Source organism: Chryseobacterium sp. JUb7, assembly GCF_024806495.1.
Taxonomy (GTDB): Bacteria; Bacteroidota; Bacteroidia; order Flavobacteriales; family Weeksellaceae; genus Chryseobacterium.
Map to the genome: position 1 here is coordinate 55,738 of NZ_JANUFF010000008.1, position 17,872 is coordinate 73,609.

General features: G+C 36.2%; 12 protein-coding genes. 10 read left to right on the forward strand and 2 right to left on the reverse strand.

Annotated features, from left to right (window positions below):
* Nucleotides 1-142 precede the first annotated feature (142 nt).
* A complete protein-coding gene (locus tag M2373_RS15005; RefSeq protein ID WP_259111859.1) occupies nucleotides 143-1,231 on the reverse strand; it encodes an NADH:flavin oxidoreductase in 1,089 nt (362 codons plus the stop codon).
* A 224-nt stretch (nucleotides 1,232-1,455) separates the two neighbouring features.
* Here M2373_RS15005 and M2373_RS15010 point away from each other — a divergent pair, with 224 nt between their 5' ends.
* From M2373_RS15010 to M2373_RS15020, 3 genes are all read left to right on the forward strand, one after another.
* Nucleotides 1,456-2,340: an AraC family transcriptional regulator gene (locus tag M2373_RS15010; RefSeq protein ID WP_259111860.1), complete on the forward strand. Its 885-nt coding sequence runs from the start codon at nucleotides 1,456-1,458 to the stop codon at nucleotides 2,338-2,340.
* 121 nt (nucleotides 2,341-2,461) lie between these two features.
* Nucleotides 2,462-2,848 (forward strand): nuclear transport factor 2 family protein, encoded by a 387-nt coding sequence (locus M2373_RS15015; RefSeq protein ID WP_259111861.1) that lies wholly within the window; start codon nucleotides 2,462-2,464, stop codon nucleotides 2,846-2,848.
* Nucleotides 2,849-2,912: 64 nt separating this feature from the next.
* The gene (locus M2373_RS15020) at nucleotides 2,913-3,986 is read left to right on the forward strand and encodes an NADH:flavin oxidoreductase/NADH oxidase (protein ID WP_259111862.1); all 1,074 of its coding nucleotides are present in this window, start codon (nucleotides 2,913-2,915) and stop codon (nucleotides 3,984-3,986) included.
* Nucleotides 3,987-4,047: 61 nt separating this feature from the next.
* Here M2373_RS15020 and M2373_RS15025 read toward each other — a convergent pair whose 3' ends face one another.
* The gene (locus M2373_RS15025; protein WP_259111863.1) at nucleotides 4,048-4,992 is read right to left on the reverse strand and encodes an MBL fold metallo-hydrolase; all 945 of its coding nucleotides are present in this window, start codon (nucleotides 4,990-4,992) and stop codon (nucleotides 4,048-4,050) included.
* A gap of 396 nt (nucleotides 4,993-5,388) precedes the next feature.
* Here M2373_RS15025 and M2373_RS15030 point away from each other — a divergent pair, with 396 nt between their 5' ends.
* The 7 genes from M2373_RS15030 to M2373_RS15060 all read left to right on the forward strand — a co-directional run bounded on the left by M2373_RS15030 (nucleotide 5,389) and on the right by M2373_RS15060 (nucleotide 17,838).
* Nucleotides 5,389-6,768, forward strand: coding sequence for a glycoside hydrolase family 28 protein (locus tag M2373_RS15030; RefSeq protein ID WP_259111864.1), 1,380 nt, complete (start codon nucleotides 5,389-5,391; stop codon nucleotides 6,766-6,768).
* Nucleotides 6,768-9,623 (forward strand): glycoside hydrolase family 2 TIM barrel-domain containing protein, encoded by a 2,856-nt coding sequence (locus tag M2373_RS15035; RefSeq protein WP_259111865.1) that lies wholly within the window; start codon nucleotides 6,768-6,770, stop codon nucleotides 9,621-9,623. The genes M2373_RS15030 and M2373_RS15035 overlap by 1 nt, the downstream gene beginning before the upstream one ends.
* Nucleotides 9,624-9,626: 3 nt before the next feature.
* On the forward strand, nucleotides 9,627-10,949 hold the full coding sequence (locus M2373_RS15040; protein ID WP_259111866.1) for a rhamnogalacturonan acetylesterase: 1,323 nt from the start codon (nucleotides 9,627-9,629) through the stop codon (nucleotides 10,947-10,949).
* 173 nt (nucleotides 10,950-11,122) lie between these two features.
* The gene (locus tag M2373_RS15045; RefSeq protein WP_259111867.1) at nucleotides 11,123-13,894 is read left to right on the forward strand and encodes a glycosyl hydrolase; all 2,772 of its coding nucleotides are present in this window, start codon (nucleotides 11,123-11,125) and stop codon (nucleotides 13,892-13,894) included.
* Between the two features lie 244 nt (nucleotides 13,895-14,138).
* On the forward strand, nucleotides 14,139-14,936 hold the full coding sequence (locus tag M2373_RS15050) for a DUF4350 domain-containing protein (protein WP_259111868.1): 798 nt from the start codon (nucleotides 14,139-14,141) through the stop codon (nucleotides 14,934-14,936).
* Between the two features lie 241 nt (nucleotides 14,937-15,177).
* Entirely contained in the window at nucleotides 15,178-17,058 is a 1,881-nt protein-coding gene (locus M2373_RS15055; protein WP_259111869.1) for a rhamnogalacturonan lyase, read from the forward strand.
* Between the two features lie 3 nt (nucleotides 17,059-17,061).
* Nucleotides 17,062-17,838 carry a rhamnogalacturonan acetylesterase gene (locus M2373_RS15060; protein WP_259111870.1) on the forward strand — a complete coding sequence of 259 codons (777 nt, stop codon included), beginning with the start codon at nucleotides 17,062-17,064 and terminating at the stop codon, nucleotides 17,836-17,838.
* The last annotated feature ends 34 nt before the right edge of the window (nucleotides 17,839-17,872 follow it).

The following is a 17,872-nucleotide window of genomic DNA, read 5'->3' on the forward strand; positions in this document are numbered from 1 at the left end:
AATCTGGGCTAGGATAGCAGTCGTTGATTGTATATCCGTAAAAATTATAAATCAATCACTTTAATTCTTTAGCAATATGTTGAAAAAATAAAGCGAACCTTCTCATTAAGGTTCGCCTGTTCTGATTGCTGGTTATAGGTTCCTATAAAGAACCTGGTTTTACGAAGGTCTGCCATCCTCGCATAGTATCGATAAAACGTTCGCTTAATCCTCCTTGGCGGAGATAATCGGCTGTCACGGGAAGCGATGGACTGTCGTACATTGGATTTGCCTTTACCTGAAGAGGAAAATCCCGCTGAAGAATCCCTGCACGGACAATCAATACAAAATCACAGCCTTCATCAAGGAGTTCTCCGGCACGCTGGGCACTCATAATCTTTCCTGCAGTGCCTAAACGAACTCCTTTTCGGGGAAGTTCTGTAAAAACGCTGAGCATGGTCTTTCCCTGAAAGGTGCCTTCACGGACGATTTGAGCCGAATCCCACAAAGCCAGATCCAGATAGTCAATCAGCTCACGGTCAAAAATATCAGCAGTGATCTCCCGTAACTCTTCCAGAAGCAGCCCATAACGCTCAATCGATAACCGCCATCCAATCTGGAAATCCGGGCCACATGCTTTACGGATTCCTTCAATAACTTCAATAGTGAAGTGGGCACGGTTTTCAAGACTGCCGCCATATTGATCTCTGCGATCATTTAGATTGGGAGACAGGAATTCCGAAAGAATCCATCCGAAAGCCCCATGAACAGATATTCCATCGAATCCTGCACGTTGTGCTCTCTTTGCGCCGGCAATGAAGCTGTCACGGATTCTTTGGACCTCTTCGGTAGTAATCGCTTTGATGTTGGGTAGTGTTTTATCTGAAGCAGGAGAGGGGATTCCTCCCAGTTTCGGTTGGGCACGGTGCCCGGCGTGATGTAGCTGTACGGCAGACAATCCACCGCCCTCACGGATGGTTGTGGCCATTTGAGTAAGGCCTGGCAAATGGGTATCACTGTGGATACCCAGCTGCCGTTCGAATGCGATACCGCCTGCCTCTACAGTTGCAGCACTGGTCTGAATCAATCCGTAATTACTTTTTGAAAGCTGCTCAATCCAGGATTGGTCATATATCGAAGCGGTACCGTCATAATCACTTTGCTGGCTGGTCAGTGGTGCCAGCATAAAACGGTTTCTCATTGCCGGACCATGGAGCAATGTGAGTGGTTTAAATAAATCTGAAACAGACATTTTTCTTATTTTGATGTTTTATTAATACAAATTTTTGTCTGTTGCAAAGATGCCCTGATCTAAGGTTGCGAAAAATGGATGTTTTTTGTTATTTGATGGACAATTTTTCTGAAAACAAATTCTATATTAAGAAAAACTGACACAATTAGTATTGTTATTTGAACCAAATAGAAAAGAATGAATGCTTTTTCTTCCCTAAATTTGTTATTAAAACTTTAAGCTAAATGAAGAAGTTTATCAAAATGCCCACTTCGTTAATTGATGGTCCGGTTCCTCAGTCGAGTCTTTTATTGGACGGCTGTTCTGTTATAGAGCAGTGCATTCACAGTATGGAAGCAGAGGGAACGATGTATCTGCAGGAGCATCTTTTGCTATTTGTGCTTGACGGAACCATTACATTGTCTTATGGAAAGCAAACCTATACCGTCCATAAAAACGAAATGATTCTGCTGAAAAAAGCGACTTCTGTTCGGTATGAGAAAAAAGGAAATCCTGAAAATGATAATATATATGATAGTCTTATGTTTTCTCTGAAAGATGAACTTATACAATCTTTTCTTGCGACAACGGAACTTGAAATGCCAAAAATAAAGGCTGAAGGAGAGATTAAAACGGCAGTATCTCCGATGAACGAGTGTCTCGTAGCATTTGCAAATTCCTTAAAACCTTATTTTTTTGACAGTGCAGAAGTTCATCAAGGTCAGCTGAGACTTAAGATGATGGAAATGCTTTACGATGTAAGTATCTGCAACCGCAATATGTTTTACCAGATTTTGCAGCTTCATCAGCCCGTGCGTTCTGATGTGCGGAATGTTGTAGAAAATAATTACGCGTCCCCAATTAGCTTGGAAGAACTGGCTTATTTGTCAGGTCGAAGTCTCTCGAGTTTCAAAAGAGATTTTCAGCAGATTTATAATACTTCACCAGCTCTTTGGATCAGAGAAAAAAGATTAAATAAAGCTAAAGAACTTCTTCAAAGTACTCCAATGAGTGTTTCTGAAATTTGTTATTCTTTAGGATTTGAAAATGTTTCGCATTTTTCAAGAATATTTAAAGAACATTTCGGACAGGCTCCTACAGTTATGAGAGAAATTGAAAAGTTAACTTAAATATATCATCATCATAGAGCCAAATAGAAAAGAAGATTGGGCTATATGGAAAAGTTTAACTTTTAAAACCGACATAACTTTGTATTGATAAATTCAATATATATAATTAAAATATAATTTTATGTCAGAGAACAAAAATATCAATACTGTGGAAGATTATGATGCGGTATTACAAGTAGTGCAAGGATATGTAGACGGTCTGAGAACGGGTAATATAGACCAACTGAAAAAAACGTTTTACAAAAATGCTGTGATGTATGGTCATTTAGGAAACGATTTATCAGAAGGAAGTATTGAAAACCTGTATGCTTACGTAGAAAAGCTCGGAGCTGCTCCTAATATTAAGACACATCTTAGTATACTTCATCAAACACCAACTACAGCCGTTGTTCGTGTAGAAATGGAAAAAGATGCAGCGGGCGAAGATTTTACAGATTATCATTCATTAATCAAAATCAATGGCGAATGGAAAGTAGTTGCTAAACTCTTTCATTTATATAACAAATAATTTATTCTCAAAATATTGTCGGGCAGATAATCAGCTGCAATATTTATTTAATACTCAATTTTTTATGTCAATATTATTTAGTCCTGTAACCATAAAATCGGTTACATTCAAAAATCGTGTCATTATGTCGCCAATGTGTATGTATTCTGCGGTGGATGGGTTTGCTACAGATTGGCACCTCGTACATTACGGAAGCCGTGCTATGGGTGGTACCGGAACGATAATGATCGAAGCCGCCGCTGTGCGTGCTGATGGAAGAATAGCTGTTGGTGATCTTGGAATATACAAGGATGAGCATATTGAAGGTTTACAGCGAATTACAAAATTTATCAGGGAACAAGGTAGTGTTCCTGCAATACAGATTGCTCATGCCGGAAGAAAAGCGAGCAACTGGGTTTCCGGTGCAGAAAGTAAAACGCTATTTCCTGAAGATAAGGATGGATGGGAAATTATTGCACCTTCTGCAATTGCTTTCTCACCTGAAAGTCAGATTCCAAAAGAAATGGATTTGGAGGAGATTCAGAATATTCAGAATGCTTTTGCTGACGCTGCGGAAAGAGCTTTAAAAGCAGGGTTTGAGCTGCTTGAAATTCACAGTGCTCATGGATATTTGCTGAATGAATTTCTATCTCCATTAACCAATAAACGGACAGATGATTATGGAGGAAGTTTCGAAAACAGAACCCGAATGCTTTTTGAAATAATAGAAAAAGTAAAAAAAGTGTGGCCATCTGATCTTCCGATTGCCGTAAGAATATCGGCTACAGATTGGGTTGAAGGAGGCTGGACTCTAGAAGATTCCATTAAGCTCAGCAGAAAATTATCAGAAACAGGAGTTGATATCGTAGACGTTTCCACAGGAGGAAGTATTCCCAATGCTAAAATTCCTGTTGGTGCAGGATATCAGCTGCCGTTTGCCAGCGCAATTAAAAAAGATAAAAATAATTCAGTTTTTGTAGGAACGGTAGGCTTAATAGATTCTTCCAAACAGGCCGAAACTATCTTGGCAAATGGCGATGCAGATTTCATATTTGTCGGAAGAGAATTATTAAGAAATCCTTATTTCTCACTGAATGCAACAAGAGAATTACGTGCTCAGAATATAGAGCCTAAACCTTATGAAATAGCGTTTAAATAAATAGATAGAAAAAGGATTGTCCAAAAATGACAATCCTTTTTTATTGTTAAATATTTTAAATTTAAGGTAAACTGATTTTTTTACCTTGCTCAGGGAAAATGTAATTGATTTTCAATGGATTGTTTTCCAATAATTCCTTTTTTATAATCTCCGGATTATCACCTGTCGGTTTTCTGTGAGTAACAACGATATTCAGGTTTTCAAGATTTTTTTGCCCTGTTTTTTGCTTTAATTTTTCTAATTCTTCGGTTAATAAATTAGGCGTTAAATGTCCAAATAGTGACTTCTCGGGTTGACTGTTCGGGAAAGAAACTTCAATTAAAATCGTGTTTAGCTGTCCTTTTTTTATCAATGGAGCGATGTCGTTCCAAATGGTGTTCAATTTATCAGATTTTTCAATTCGGTCAGCTCCTGTATCTCCAAAATACAGCAGATAATGATTGTCTTTTCTTACCAGTACTGCACTGCTTTTATAAGGATTCACATGGCTCAATTCGTAAGGTTTTAAATAAAATTGAGTGTTCTGAGCCGGAATTTCTGTTCCTTCTTTGAGTTCGTTATAATGATACTTTCCAAGAATCGGTTTTTGGCCCTGATCCGCAAAATTAATCCACGTATCATTAATAAAGTAATGATTTTGTAAAATCTGAATCACCGGATTTATCGCATAAATATCTTTCTTAGAATCTGCGGGAGAATTAATGATCAATCCGGATAAATGATCCAAATGACCATGAGAAATGAAATATCCTTTAATCTGATCTTTCAAAACGGTTTCAGAGGTACCATGCAAACTTTTCAATTCAATTCCTTTTCGGATTCCTGCATTCACGGTTCCTGCATCAAGACACAGAAAAGAACTGTCATTGGGAGCTCCGACCAAGTAAGCAGATAAATTATCTTCCTGCTCACCACCGTAAATTCCTAATGGAATAATATCAAAATTTTGTGCCTGGGAAGCAATCGATAAAAGGATAGTAAATAGAGAAAATCTTATTTTTTTCATTATAATTAAAACTTAAAAATCGAATCTTCATGGTAATTCACGGCAAATTTACGTTATTTTTTATGTTTGGTTAGATTAATTTTATTTGATGCTTTTTAATTGAATCGTCATTGCGATGAACTAAGCTTGCCTGTGCTGAGCTTGTCGAAGTAAAGCAATCTCTTGAAATGACAAACGATATGGATATGATAAATTTTATCACAGATAAAACTCTTGCGCCTTAAAAGTAAAATTTAAATAAAAACTTTGCGCCTTTGCGATTAACCAGAAACCAGAAACCAACAACAAAAAACTTCCCACATGAAAGAGCAGGATGCTGTCAATAGGTAAAATGTATATTTTTATTTTTGTTAATTGGTTTAATTAAAATAAATTCAGGATTTACTGAAAAAGACTATGAAATTTCACAATATATCAAAACTCCTTTTTACTTCATCTATACTTTTTTTCTCTTCCGCAGAAGTTAAAAGTCAGGATAAATTTCCCGATGGAACGGCGATTTCCAAATGGTTTAAAGAAAATAAACCTACAGATATCAATAAATTAGGAAAAAAGTATATCCTTACAGACAACGGAGTAAAGAATGACAGCACTATTCTTCAAACAAAACAGCTCCAGGCAGTTATTGATCAGGCGGCAAAAAATGGAGGCGGAGTTATTGTGGTTCCAAAAGGAACTTTTTTGATCAGTTCGGTTTTCTTTAAACAGGGAACGCATTTGTATTTAGAAAGTGGAGCAAAATTAAAAGGAAGCGACGATATCAATGATTTTCCGGTGGTGACCACCAGAATGGAAGGTCAAACGGTGAAATATTTTCCGGCTTTAATTAACGCAGATGGCTTGGACGGTTTTACCATTTCAGGAAAAGGAACGCTTGACGGAAACGGGCTAAGATTTTGGAAATCATTTTGGAAAAGACGTGAATGGAATCCTAAATGTACCAATATGGATGAAATGAGACCCAGAATTATCTATGTTTCCAATTCAAAAAATATTCAGATTGAAGGAATTACGGTAAAAAATTCTCCGTTTTGGAGCACGCATTATTATAAAAGTGACTTCGTAAAATTATTAAACCTAACGATTTTAGCACCAAAAGAACCTGTAAAAGCACCAAGTACAGACGCTATCGACATTGATGCCTGTACTAATTTCTTGGTTAAAAATTGTTATCTATCTGTAAATGATGATGCTATAGCTTTGAAAGGAGGGAAAGGTCCGAAATCAGATAAAGACCCGAATAATGGTGAAAACAGAAACATTATTATAGAAGATAATACTTTTGGATTTTGTCATTCTGCGCTGACTTGCGGAAGCGAATCGATCCACAATTACAATATCATTTTCAGAAATTCAACGGTGAAAGATGCATCAAGATTATTGCATCTTAAAATGAGACCAGATACTCCACAACATTACGAATACATTACGCTTGACAATATCAAAGGAAACGTAAAAACGTTCTTATATGTAAAAGGCTGGAACCAGTTTTTTGACTTAAAAGGTGAAGAGAAACCGAAGGCAGGACTGGCCAACAATATTGTTTTAAAAAATATCGACATCACTTGTGAAACGGCTTTTTCTATTGAAAAGTCTGATTTGTATGCGTTAAAAGATTTCACTTTTGAAAATCTTAAAATTAAAACATTGAAGCCTGAAGAGCAGAATTTAAATGCAATTCAAAATTTAAAACAAACTAAAGTCAGTGTAACAAAAGTGGCTTCTTTAGTCCAAACTTACGATAAAAAAGACGATTCCGATATTGCTGCGAAATAATGAGTTTCTTTTCCAAAATATTCGTTTTTTTATGCTTCTGTTCACAGATCCTGCATGCTCAGTCTAAGGAAATACAGTTTCTTAGCGGGAGAGATGCTGAGCATACCAAAGAATGGGATTTTTGGATCAACGGAGGTAGGAAATCGGGAGTTTGGAGCAAAATAAATGTCCCTTCTCATTGGGAACAGCAGGGTTTTGGTTCTTATAATTACGGTCGGGATTATGTAACGTATGGTAAAAACTTCAAGTTTCACGATGAGACAGGTCTATACAAACACAAATTTTCAGTTCCCAGTTCATGGAAAGGAAAAACCATTAACATCGTTTTTGAAGGTTCAATGACCGACACAGAAGTGAAAATTAACGGAAAATTAGCAGGACCCATTCATCAGGGAGCTTTTTATGAATTTAAATATGATGTTTCCGATAAAATACAATTCGGAAAAGAAAATATGTTAGAAGTCAAAGTTTCTAAAATGTCGGCTGATAAATCGGTCAATAACGCTGAACGTTTGGCAGATTATTGGATTTTGGGAGGAATTTTCCGTCCTGTCTATTTAGAAGCCAATCCGAAAGAACATATTTTATCAACAGCGATTGATGCCAAAGCCGACGGAACTTTTCGTTCGAATATTCATTTAAATGAAATTAATTCTGCCAATACTATAAAAGTGGAATTATTTGATGCTAAAAATAATTTGGTTGGCGAATCTAAGATCCAAATTCAAAAAGGGGATACTTTAAGACAGATTCAGTTTTCCATTAAAAATCCAAAACTTTGGACAGCAGAAACACCTAATTTGTACAAAGCAAGATTTACTTTACATAAAAACAAAAAAATAATCAGTCAAACTGAAGAAAAATTTGGTTTCAGAACCATTGAAATCCGTAAAGGTGACGGAATTTTCATCAACGGAACAAAGGTAAAAATGAAAGGTATCAACCGTCACGTTTGGTGGCCAGAAACGGGTAGAGCAGTGACGGAAAATATCGATTTAATGGACGTTCAGCTCATCAAAGAAATGAATATGAATGCCGTTCGATGTTCTCATTATCCGCCCAATAAATCATTTTTAAAGATTTGTGATTCTTTAGGACTGTATGTGTTGGATGAATTGGCGGGTTGGCAAAAAAAATATAGTACCGAAGTTGGCAAAAAGCTCGTGAAAGAAATGGTTACAAGAGATGCAAATCATCCTTCGATTATTTTTTGGAGCAACGGAAATGAAGGCGGGCATAATTTTGATTTGGATACAGAATTTGCAAAATACGACTTGTCAAACCGTCCTGTTATTCATGCGCATCATAAGCCTGGAAATGCTTTCAACGGAATCGACTGCAATCATTACGAAGATTATTACAGCACAAAAACGATTCTCGAAGGTGAAAATATTTATATGCCGACTGAGTTTTTACACGCTCAGGATGACGGCGGTGGCGGAACTTCTTTAGCCGATTATTGGGAACTGCACTGGAATTCCAAAAAAGGAGCAGGAGGTTTTCTTTGGGCATTTGTGGATGAAGGTTTGGTGCGAACGGATTTCAACAATCAGATTGATGTGAACGCAATCAATGCTCCTGACGGAGTTTTAGGGCCACATCGCGAGAAAGAAGGAAGTTTTTACGCCATCCGTGAAATTTACAGTCCGGTAAAAATTGATTTGAAAACTTTATCAAATGATTTTAATGGAAATATTTTTGTTGAAAACCGCTATCATTTTACGAATTTAAAGGATTGCCAGTTTGAATGGAAATTGGTTAAATTCAAAACACCATTTTCATCCGAATCGGGTTTTGATATTATTAAAACAGGAAAAGCAGATTCTCCAAATATTCAACCGACAGAAAAAGGAAATATCAATTTAAATCTTCCTCAAAACTGGAAAGAAAATGAAGGATTGTTATTGACTGCAACAGATCCTTTTGGAAAAGAAATTTACACCTGGACTTGGAAAATTAAATCTAATAATGAAATTTCAAAACAGTTTTCAAAATCATTAAGTAAAGAGTTCCCAGTTTCTATTGTCGAAAATGATGCTGAATTTATTTTAAAATCGGACGAAAAAGAATTTGCCATCGGAAAAAGAGACGGGTTATTAAAATCTGTCATTGTCGATAAAAAAGGCAAAAAAATGACCTTCAAAAACGGACCGGTTTTCGTGAACGGAACAATGGAGTTATCATCGATAAAATCTTTTGCAGAAGGACAAAGTCAACTGATTGAAGTCAATTACAAAAATAGAAATAAAATAATCTGGAAACTGAATCCGAACGGAATTTTAGAATTGAATTATGAATATTCTTTGTCTGGAGATTATCAATTTTCAGGCGTAAGTTTTGATGAGCCTGAGAATTATGTGATCAGCGCAAAATGGTTGGGGAAAGGACCTTATCACGTTTGGAAAAACCGTTTGCAGGGACAGACTTATAATGTTTGGCAGAATTTAAAAAACTCAACACGAACTGGGCAATCGCCGTGGATTTATCCAGAATTTAAAGGATATTTTGATGATGTTTCGTGGTTACAATTGGATACAGCAGAAGGAAAAATAACGGTTGGAACAAAAGAAGAAAAAATGTTCGTGAGACTTTTTGATTTTTACGGAATTTACGGTACAGAAGGTTATCCAAAACTGCCAAGCGGAAATATTTCATTTTTGGATGCCATTCCGCCATTAGGAACTGTTTTGGCATTTAACATTAACGATAAAACCGAATCTTTAGGACCGGAAAGTGAGCCGAATCATCTGAACGGAACATTTAAAAGAACCTTATATTTCTATTTTGGATTACCGGATTTGGGCGATGAAAAAATGCAGTTTATAATGCCAAAAGAAAATATTTTAACGGATTAAATTATGAAAAATAGAGTTGGATTTTTAATGCTTTTTATCTGTTCGTTGATGTTTGCTCAACAAACTACTTTCAAATTTGATTTTGGTGGAAACAGAGTCGAAAACGGATTTATTCCTATCAGCTCCATTTCAAAATTTGATAAAAAAACAGGTTATGGTTTTATGGATATTTCAGGATTAAAATCCATTGACAACGGTGGAAATGCTTTGACGGGAGATTTCATCACGAGCGATAAACCTTTTTATTTTTCGGTCGCAATTCCCGAAGGAAATTATGATATTAAACTGAATTTAGGCGATACAAAAGGAACTTCTGAAACCACTATTCGTGTAGAAAACCGACGCCTGATGTTAAATGATTTCAAAACAAGACAAGGCGAAGTTGTCGAAAAACAAATCACAGTTCACGTAAAAGATAGTATTATCAGAAATCAAAACGGGGACAAAATAGGGATTGTAAAACTAAAACCTAGAGAAACAAAATATTTACATTGGGATAATCTATTGACGATTGAATTTAATGATAAAGCTCCGAAAGTGTGCTCAGTAATAATTCAACCTAACAAAACGGCGAAAACTATTTATTTAACAGGAGATTCAACCGTTGTGGATGCTCAATATGAACCTTGGGCTTCGTGGGGACAGATGCTGCCGTATTTTTTCGCTCCGAATGAAGTGGTCATTGCCAATTATGCCGAAAGCGGAGAAACTTTAAAAGCCTTTGAAGACCGCCACCGAATCGATAAAATCTGGAATAAAATTAAACGCGGAGATTATCTCTTCATTCAATTTGGACACAACGATCAAAAATATGGATACAGCGAAAAATCGGGATATAGAAAAAGATTAAAAGAATGGATTCAAAAGGCAAAACAATTGGGTGCGATTCCTGTGTTGGTCACTTCCATGAACCGTCATGTTTTTGATCAGCATAATGAAATTGTGAATACATTGGATGATTTTCCGGATGCGATGCGTGAAATTGCGAAAGAAGAAAATGTATATCTAATTGATTTAAATGCATTAAGCAAAACATTATTCGAAGCAATGGGACCGGAAAATTCAAAAAAAGCATTTGTCTATTATCCTGCCAATTCTTATCCGAATCAACCGAAAGCTTTAGCAGATGATACGCATTTTAATACGTATGGAGCTTACGAATTGGCGAAATGTGTCGTAAAATCTATCGTTGATCAAAATCTTCCTTTGAAGAAATATATCTCGAAAAATTATAAAAATTTTGAACCAAATAAACCTGATGATGTTGAAAAATTTCACTGGCCGGAATCTATTTTTATGGAATCTTTAAAACCTGATGGAAATTAAAAAAATTGCAGTTAAAGAGGGGAACCACGAAGTGGTTCAACATGAATAGCTCCGGGTGAAATCCGTTGTCATATGAATAACATCGGGTAAACCTCGGTGAAATATAAATAATATCGGGCAAAAAAAAGAAATATAAAATCGAATATAATTCGTTTTAAAATCATCAATCAAAAATGAAATTTAAAAATATAGTCAAACTCAGCGTTCTCTGTTTTGCTTTCGGAAATCTTTCAGCACAAAATCCCTGGCCAAAAGCGACGAATACCGCTCAGCCATGGACGCGTTGGTGGTGGATGGGAAGCGCTGTTGATGAAAAAGGATTGGACAAACAATTGACGACCCTTTCAAAAGCTGGTTTTGGCGGAGTAGAAATTGTCCCGATTTATGGTGCAAAAGGTTTTGAAAACAGATACCTCAATTACCTTTCTCCGGAATGGATGAAAATGCTTCAGTTCACGACTGATAAAGCCCAAAGCCTGAATATGGGTGTTGATATGGCAGTAGGAACGGGTTGGCCAATCGGAGGGCCACAAGTGGATGAAAATGATGCTGCCACAAAAATGATCGTTCAGACTTACACGATTTCATTAGGTGAAAAATTAGCAGAAAAGATTGCTTTAAAAGATGAAAAGCAAAAGGTTTTAAAAACGATAAAATTAGATATTGTAACCGCTTATAACGAAAAAAATGAAGCGGTAGTTTTAACGGATAAAATTAATACAGACGGAACTTTAAACTGGAAACCAAGTTCAGGAAACTGGACAATCTATGCGGTTTTTACAGGTAAAACATTACAAAAAGTAAAACGTGCTGCTCCGGGTGGAGAAGGGTATACTTTAGACCATTTTTCTCCCGATGCAACGAAAGATTATCTCAAAACTTTCGACAAGGCTTTTGGGAATTCAAATTATGGAATCCGTTCTTTTTTTAACGATAGTTACGAGGTTTACAATGCAGACTGGACTGCTGATTTTAAAGATGAATTTAAAAAAAGACGAGGGTATGATCTAAGTCCGTACATCAAATATTTGGTGAGTGATGAAGATAATGAAATGACAGGCAGAATAAAATCCGATTATCGCGAAACGATGAGCGAATTGATTTTGAGTAACTTCACTGATAATTTTACGAAGTGGGCTCATTCCAAAAATTCCAAAAATACCAATCAGGCACACGGTTCACCGGGAAATTTGCTGGATTTATACGCGGCAGTCGACATCCCTGAATCTGAAACTTTTGGGAGTACAAAATTTGATATTCAAGGTTTGAAAAGAAATGTTGAAGATATCAACACAAAGGAAGTTCCTGACATTAATATGCTGAAATTTGCATCTTCGGCAGCCAATATTACCGGAAAACCTCTGATTTCCAATGAATCTTTTACTTGGTTGACGGAACATTTCAAAACGTCTTGGTCGCAGGTAAAACCTGAAGCCGAGCAGATTTTTCTGTCGGGTATCAACCATATTTTTTATCACGGAACTACGTATACGCCGGCTGATGTTCAGTTTCCGGGTTGGCTGTTTTATGCTTCGACGAATTTCGTTCCCGAAAACAGTTTGTGGCCCAATATAAAAGGCTTAAATTCTTACATCGAGCGAACGCAATCTGTTTTGCAAAGCGGAAAATCAGATAATGAAATCCTGATGTACTGGCCGGTTTATGATCAATGGGCGAGTCCGAAAGGAAAAGATATGGCATTCAAAATTCATAATATTGAAAAGTGGTTGCATCCGACTCCGTTTTACGAAAATCTTGAAAAATTGGGTAAATCCGGTTATTCTTTAGATATGATTTCGGATAAAATGATTGGTGAATCAAAGTCGGAAAATCAGAAAATCCAGATTGGAAAAGGAGCTTCTTATCAGGTTTTAATTATTCCTGAATTAACGTATTTACCGGATTCTACGCTTAACAATATCTTAGAATTAGCTAAAAACGGAGCTTCCGTCATTTTTCAAAGTGAACCAAAGGATATTCCCGGATTTTTCGAATCAGACAAAAGAAAAAATAACTTAAAATCGTTGTGGAATAAAATTCCGTTTAATCAGCAAAATGATGTAAAAGTCGCAATCTTCGGAAAAGGGAAAATTGTTTTAAGTTCTGATGTTGAAAAAGGGTTGGAATATTTAAAAATTGAAAGAGAAAAATTAACGGATACAGGACTAAAATTCATCAGAAGACAGTTTGATGGCGGAAAATATTATTATATTGTCAATCATACTTCAAAAGAAATCAATCAGTTCGTTCCATTGAATTTTACTGGAAAACAAGTGGCGCTGATGAATCCTGAAAATGGTGATTTTGGTGTCGCTGAAACGCAGAATAATTCGGTTAAAGTTCAATTGAAATCAGGTGAATCTTTAATCATAAAAACGTCAGAAAATATTGATTCATCAATTCCAAAGTGGAAATATATTGAAAAAATAGATGCTCCGATTGTTTTAAACCAATCTTGGCAACTGACATTTAAAGAAGGTGGCCCTGAACTTCCAAAAACAAGAACTTTAAAGAAATTAGAACCTTGGACTAACTTTTCGGATGACGCTTCAACACAGAGCTTTTCCGGAACAGGAATTTACACAACAACTTTACATTTAAATAAAAAAAATGCGGATGATTATTTGTTGAAATTCGGCAAGTTATATGAAAGTGCGAAAGTAATGATCAACGGTCAGGAAGCAGGAATTGTCTGGAGTATTCCTTTTGAAATCAACGTTGGGAAATATCTGAAAAAAGGAAAAAATACCATTCAGATTGAAGTTTCAAACTTAATGGTGAACAGAATCCGTTATATGGATCAGCATAAAATTCAGTGGCGGAATTATCATGAAATTAACTTCGTTAATATTGATTATAAGCCTTTTGATGCTTCCGACTGGAAAGTTCAGCCTTCCGGTTTGGATGGTGACATTCAGTTGATACCTTTGTATTATTCAAAATAAAATTAATTTGAAAACGGAAATAAGTTAAAAAAAAGACACTTCGACAAGCTCAGTGTGACATTTCTAATACTACATGTTTAATTATTAGCGTTGTCAGGCTGAGCCTGTCGAAGCCTTAATTAAAAAGTAAACAAGAATCAAACTTTGCAGCCTTATTTAAGTGAAACGCCTTTGCAAACTTAAAACGAATAGTAGTAAAAGAAATCTTAGCGTACTTTGCGTTAAATAAAAAATATTCAAAAACATGAAACAAAAAATATTAAAAATATTCGCATTAGGAGCCTTAGTAACATTCGGATGTTCCAATGCTCAAAATAAGCCAAAAGTAGTTTTAGATAACTTCTTTAACAATGAAAAAAAGGAAAATAAAGACACCAAAGTGCTGGAATCTTGGCATTATACATGGAATGATACGACAAACGGCGGATTCTCTCTATTAGGCGAGATTTTCCAGAAACAAGGTGCGGAAATCACGACGCTTACAACTGCTCCTTCTAAAAATGATTTAAAAAATGCCAATGTTTACATCATCGTAGACGCAGACATAGATAAAGAAGCCTATGGAGGAAAAGCCAATTTAATAGATCCGACAACCATTAAAAATCTGGAAGAATGGGTGAAAAAAGGCGGCGTTTTAGTCTTGTTAAGTAATGATAATGGCAATTCAGAATTCGTACATTTCAATCAATTGGCGGAAAAATTTGGAATTCACTTTAATGATGACAGTATTAATCGAGTGAAAGGAAGAGAATTCGAACAAGGAAAAGTGACTGTTGAACAGGGAAATCCTGTTTTTTCGGCACAGAAATTATACATGAAAGAAGTAAGTACGATAGATGTAAAATCTCCTGCAAAAGCATTTTTAACTGCAGAAGGTAAAAACATCGGAGCGATCGCAAAAGTTGGAAAAGGAACCGTTTTCGCATTGGGTGATCCTTGGTGCTACAACGAATATATCGACGGTAAAAAATTGCCAACCGATTTTACCAACTATCAGGGAACTGAAGAATGGGTGAAATGGTTGTTGAAACAGGTAAAATAAATAACAGTTGCGCAATCGATTGAATATTTTTTACTTGATTTTTTGGCAACTTAATCTGGCTGTAGTTTATCCTGAGCTTGTCGAAGAGCTCCGTTCAAGTCGGGCTGCGAGAGATTCGGTGAAAATCCTTGTCAAGGTTCAAAACCTTGACAAGGATTAAAATAGGGCCTGTTTATAGAAAAGGTTGAAAAATATGGCTTCAGCCAAAACATAAAAATTTTACTAATATCACTGTAGAATTATGAATATAAAATTAAAATATATTGCAGTTGCATTTCTTTTTTCGCAATTCGTTTCAGCCCAAAGACAAATGGAATATCTGAAAAGAGGAATCGTAGCAATTCCTGCAGAATCCGGAGTTTTTGTAAGCTGGAGATTGCTGGGAACTGAAGCTCAGAACACTCATTTTGATGTGTATCGTATGGAAAATAATTCAACCATAAAATTAAATTCAAAGCCATTGCTTAATGAAACCAATTTCTTGGATAAAACGGCAAACAAAGCAAAAAACTACACCTATTTTGTTAAATCCAATACTCAAAATCAAGAAGTTGATCAGGATTTTGCAAAATATACCGCCAATCAAAAAAACTATTTTTCAATTCCGTTGAAAACACCTTCAGGATATACTCCAAATGACGTTTCTGTGGCTGATCTGGATGGAGATGGTGAGTACGAAATCATTCTTCATCAAACCGGAATGTCGCATGATAACAGCCAAAAAGGAATCACAGATCCTCCGATTATTCAGGCTTATAAAATGAACGGAACATTGTTATGGGAAATCAATTTAGGTAAAAATATACGAGAAGGAGCGCATTACACGCAGTTTTTAGTGTATGATTTAGATCAGGATGGTAAAGCTGAAATCATCATGAAAACGGCAGATGGCAGCAAAGATGGTAAAGGAAAATTTATCGGAGATCCGACAAAAAACTACGTTAACGAAAACGGATTTATTCTTTCAGGACCCGAATATTTAACCGTTTTTGACGGGCAAACCGGGGCCGAAATCAACACCGTAAATTACGAAGTTCCTAGATTTGCAGGAAGTTTACATCCAACTAACGAAGAAATGACCGAAACCTGGGGCGATGCCAAAGGAAACCGCATCGACCGATTTTTGGGAGGGGTTGCTTATTTAGATGGAAAAACACCGAGTATTGTAATGTCGAGAGGATATTACACAAGAACGGCTATTGCAGCCTGGGATTTTAAAGATAAAAAACTGAGCCTTCGCTGGCTTTTTGATACAGAAAGTTCGGAAGAAAATAAAAAATATCGAGGTCAGGGAAATCACAATTTAAGCATTGCCGACGTTGATAATGACGGAAAAGATGAAGTTGTTTTTGGAGCGATGACTGTTGATGATGACGGAAAAGTATTGAACAGTACTGGTTACGGTCACGGTGATGCGTTGCATGTCGGTGATCTCGACCCGTCTAATCCGGGATTGGAAATTTTTGATATTCAGGAGAGATTTGATGATGCGGGTGCGCATTTCAGAGATGGGAAAACAGGAAAAGTGTTGTGGAAATTGCCTTCTTTGGAATACAGTTCGAAAAGTAAATTTCAAGGGCCGGGAAGAGGTTTGTCATTAAATATCGATCCTCGTTATGCAGGTTCAGAATGTTGGGCTGCCGGAGCAGGGGTGAAAGGTCTTTATGACGCCAAAGGAAATAAAATAGGAGATAAAGCCCCGGCTTGTAATATGGGAATTTACTGGGATGGAGATTTTTTAAGCGAAATTTTAGACGGAACGACAGTTTCAAAATGGGACTGGAAAAATTCAAAATCAAACGTGATATTTGATGCTAAAAACTTTAATTGCGAATCAAATAACGGAACCAAGAAAAATCCGTCTTTAGTTGCCGATTTATTCGGTGACTGGCGCGAAGAATTGATTTACAGAACTTCCGATAATCAGGAATTAAGGATTTTCAGTTCGACGATTCCCACAAAGCATCGCTTGTACACTTTGATGCACAATCCCCAGTATCGATTGAGTATTGTCTGGCAAAATGTAGGTTATAATCAGCCGCCACACACGGATTATTATCTGGATGAATCAGTAAAAGAAGTTCCAAAACCGAATATTTTTACTGTAATTCCTAAAAAATAGTTTATGAAAATCAAAATTATCATTCCTGTTGTTGCTTTAGTTGTGCTTATGGCAGCTTCATTTCAAAAAATTAAGGTAAAACCTGTTCTTTATATTATTGGTGATTCCACGGTACAGAATGGTTCCGGGAAAGGTGCTGATTCACTTTGGGGTTGGGGAAGTTTTATGAATTTGTATCTCAATACGGATAAAATTGAAATTCAGAACCATGCAAAAGGAGGAAGAAGCAGCCGGACATTTTTAACAGAGGGCCGTTGGGATTCTATCATGAAAACGATTAAAAAAGGAGATTATGTTTTGATGCAATTTGGGCATAATGACGGCGGAGAATTGGCAGATACTTTGAGAGCGAGAGGTTCAATAAAAGGAATTGGAGAAGAAACACAGGATATTTACAATCCGATTCGAAAGGTCAATGAAACCGTTTATACATATGGTCATTACATGAGAAAATATGTAAATGAAGCGAAAGCCAAAGGAGCCATTCCAATCATACTTTCTCCGGTCCCGAGAAATAATTTTAATAAAAATGGTAAAATAGACAAAGATAAATATGGAGTTTGGGCACAAGAAACAGCAAAACAAACCGGAGCTTATTTTATTCATTTAAATGAAATGGTCATCGAAAAATATGAAAAAATGGGTTCTGAAAAAGTAAAAGTATTTTTCCCGAAAGATCATACCCACACCAATAAAGAAGGAGCTGTCCTTAATGCGGAATTAGTAACGGAAGGAATCAAGCAACTGAAAGGTTGTGAACTGAAAAAATATATAAAATAAGAACCTGTTTAAATTTAGTTAAAAAAATATATAA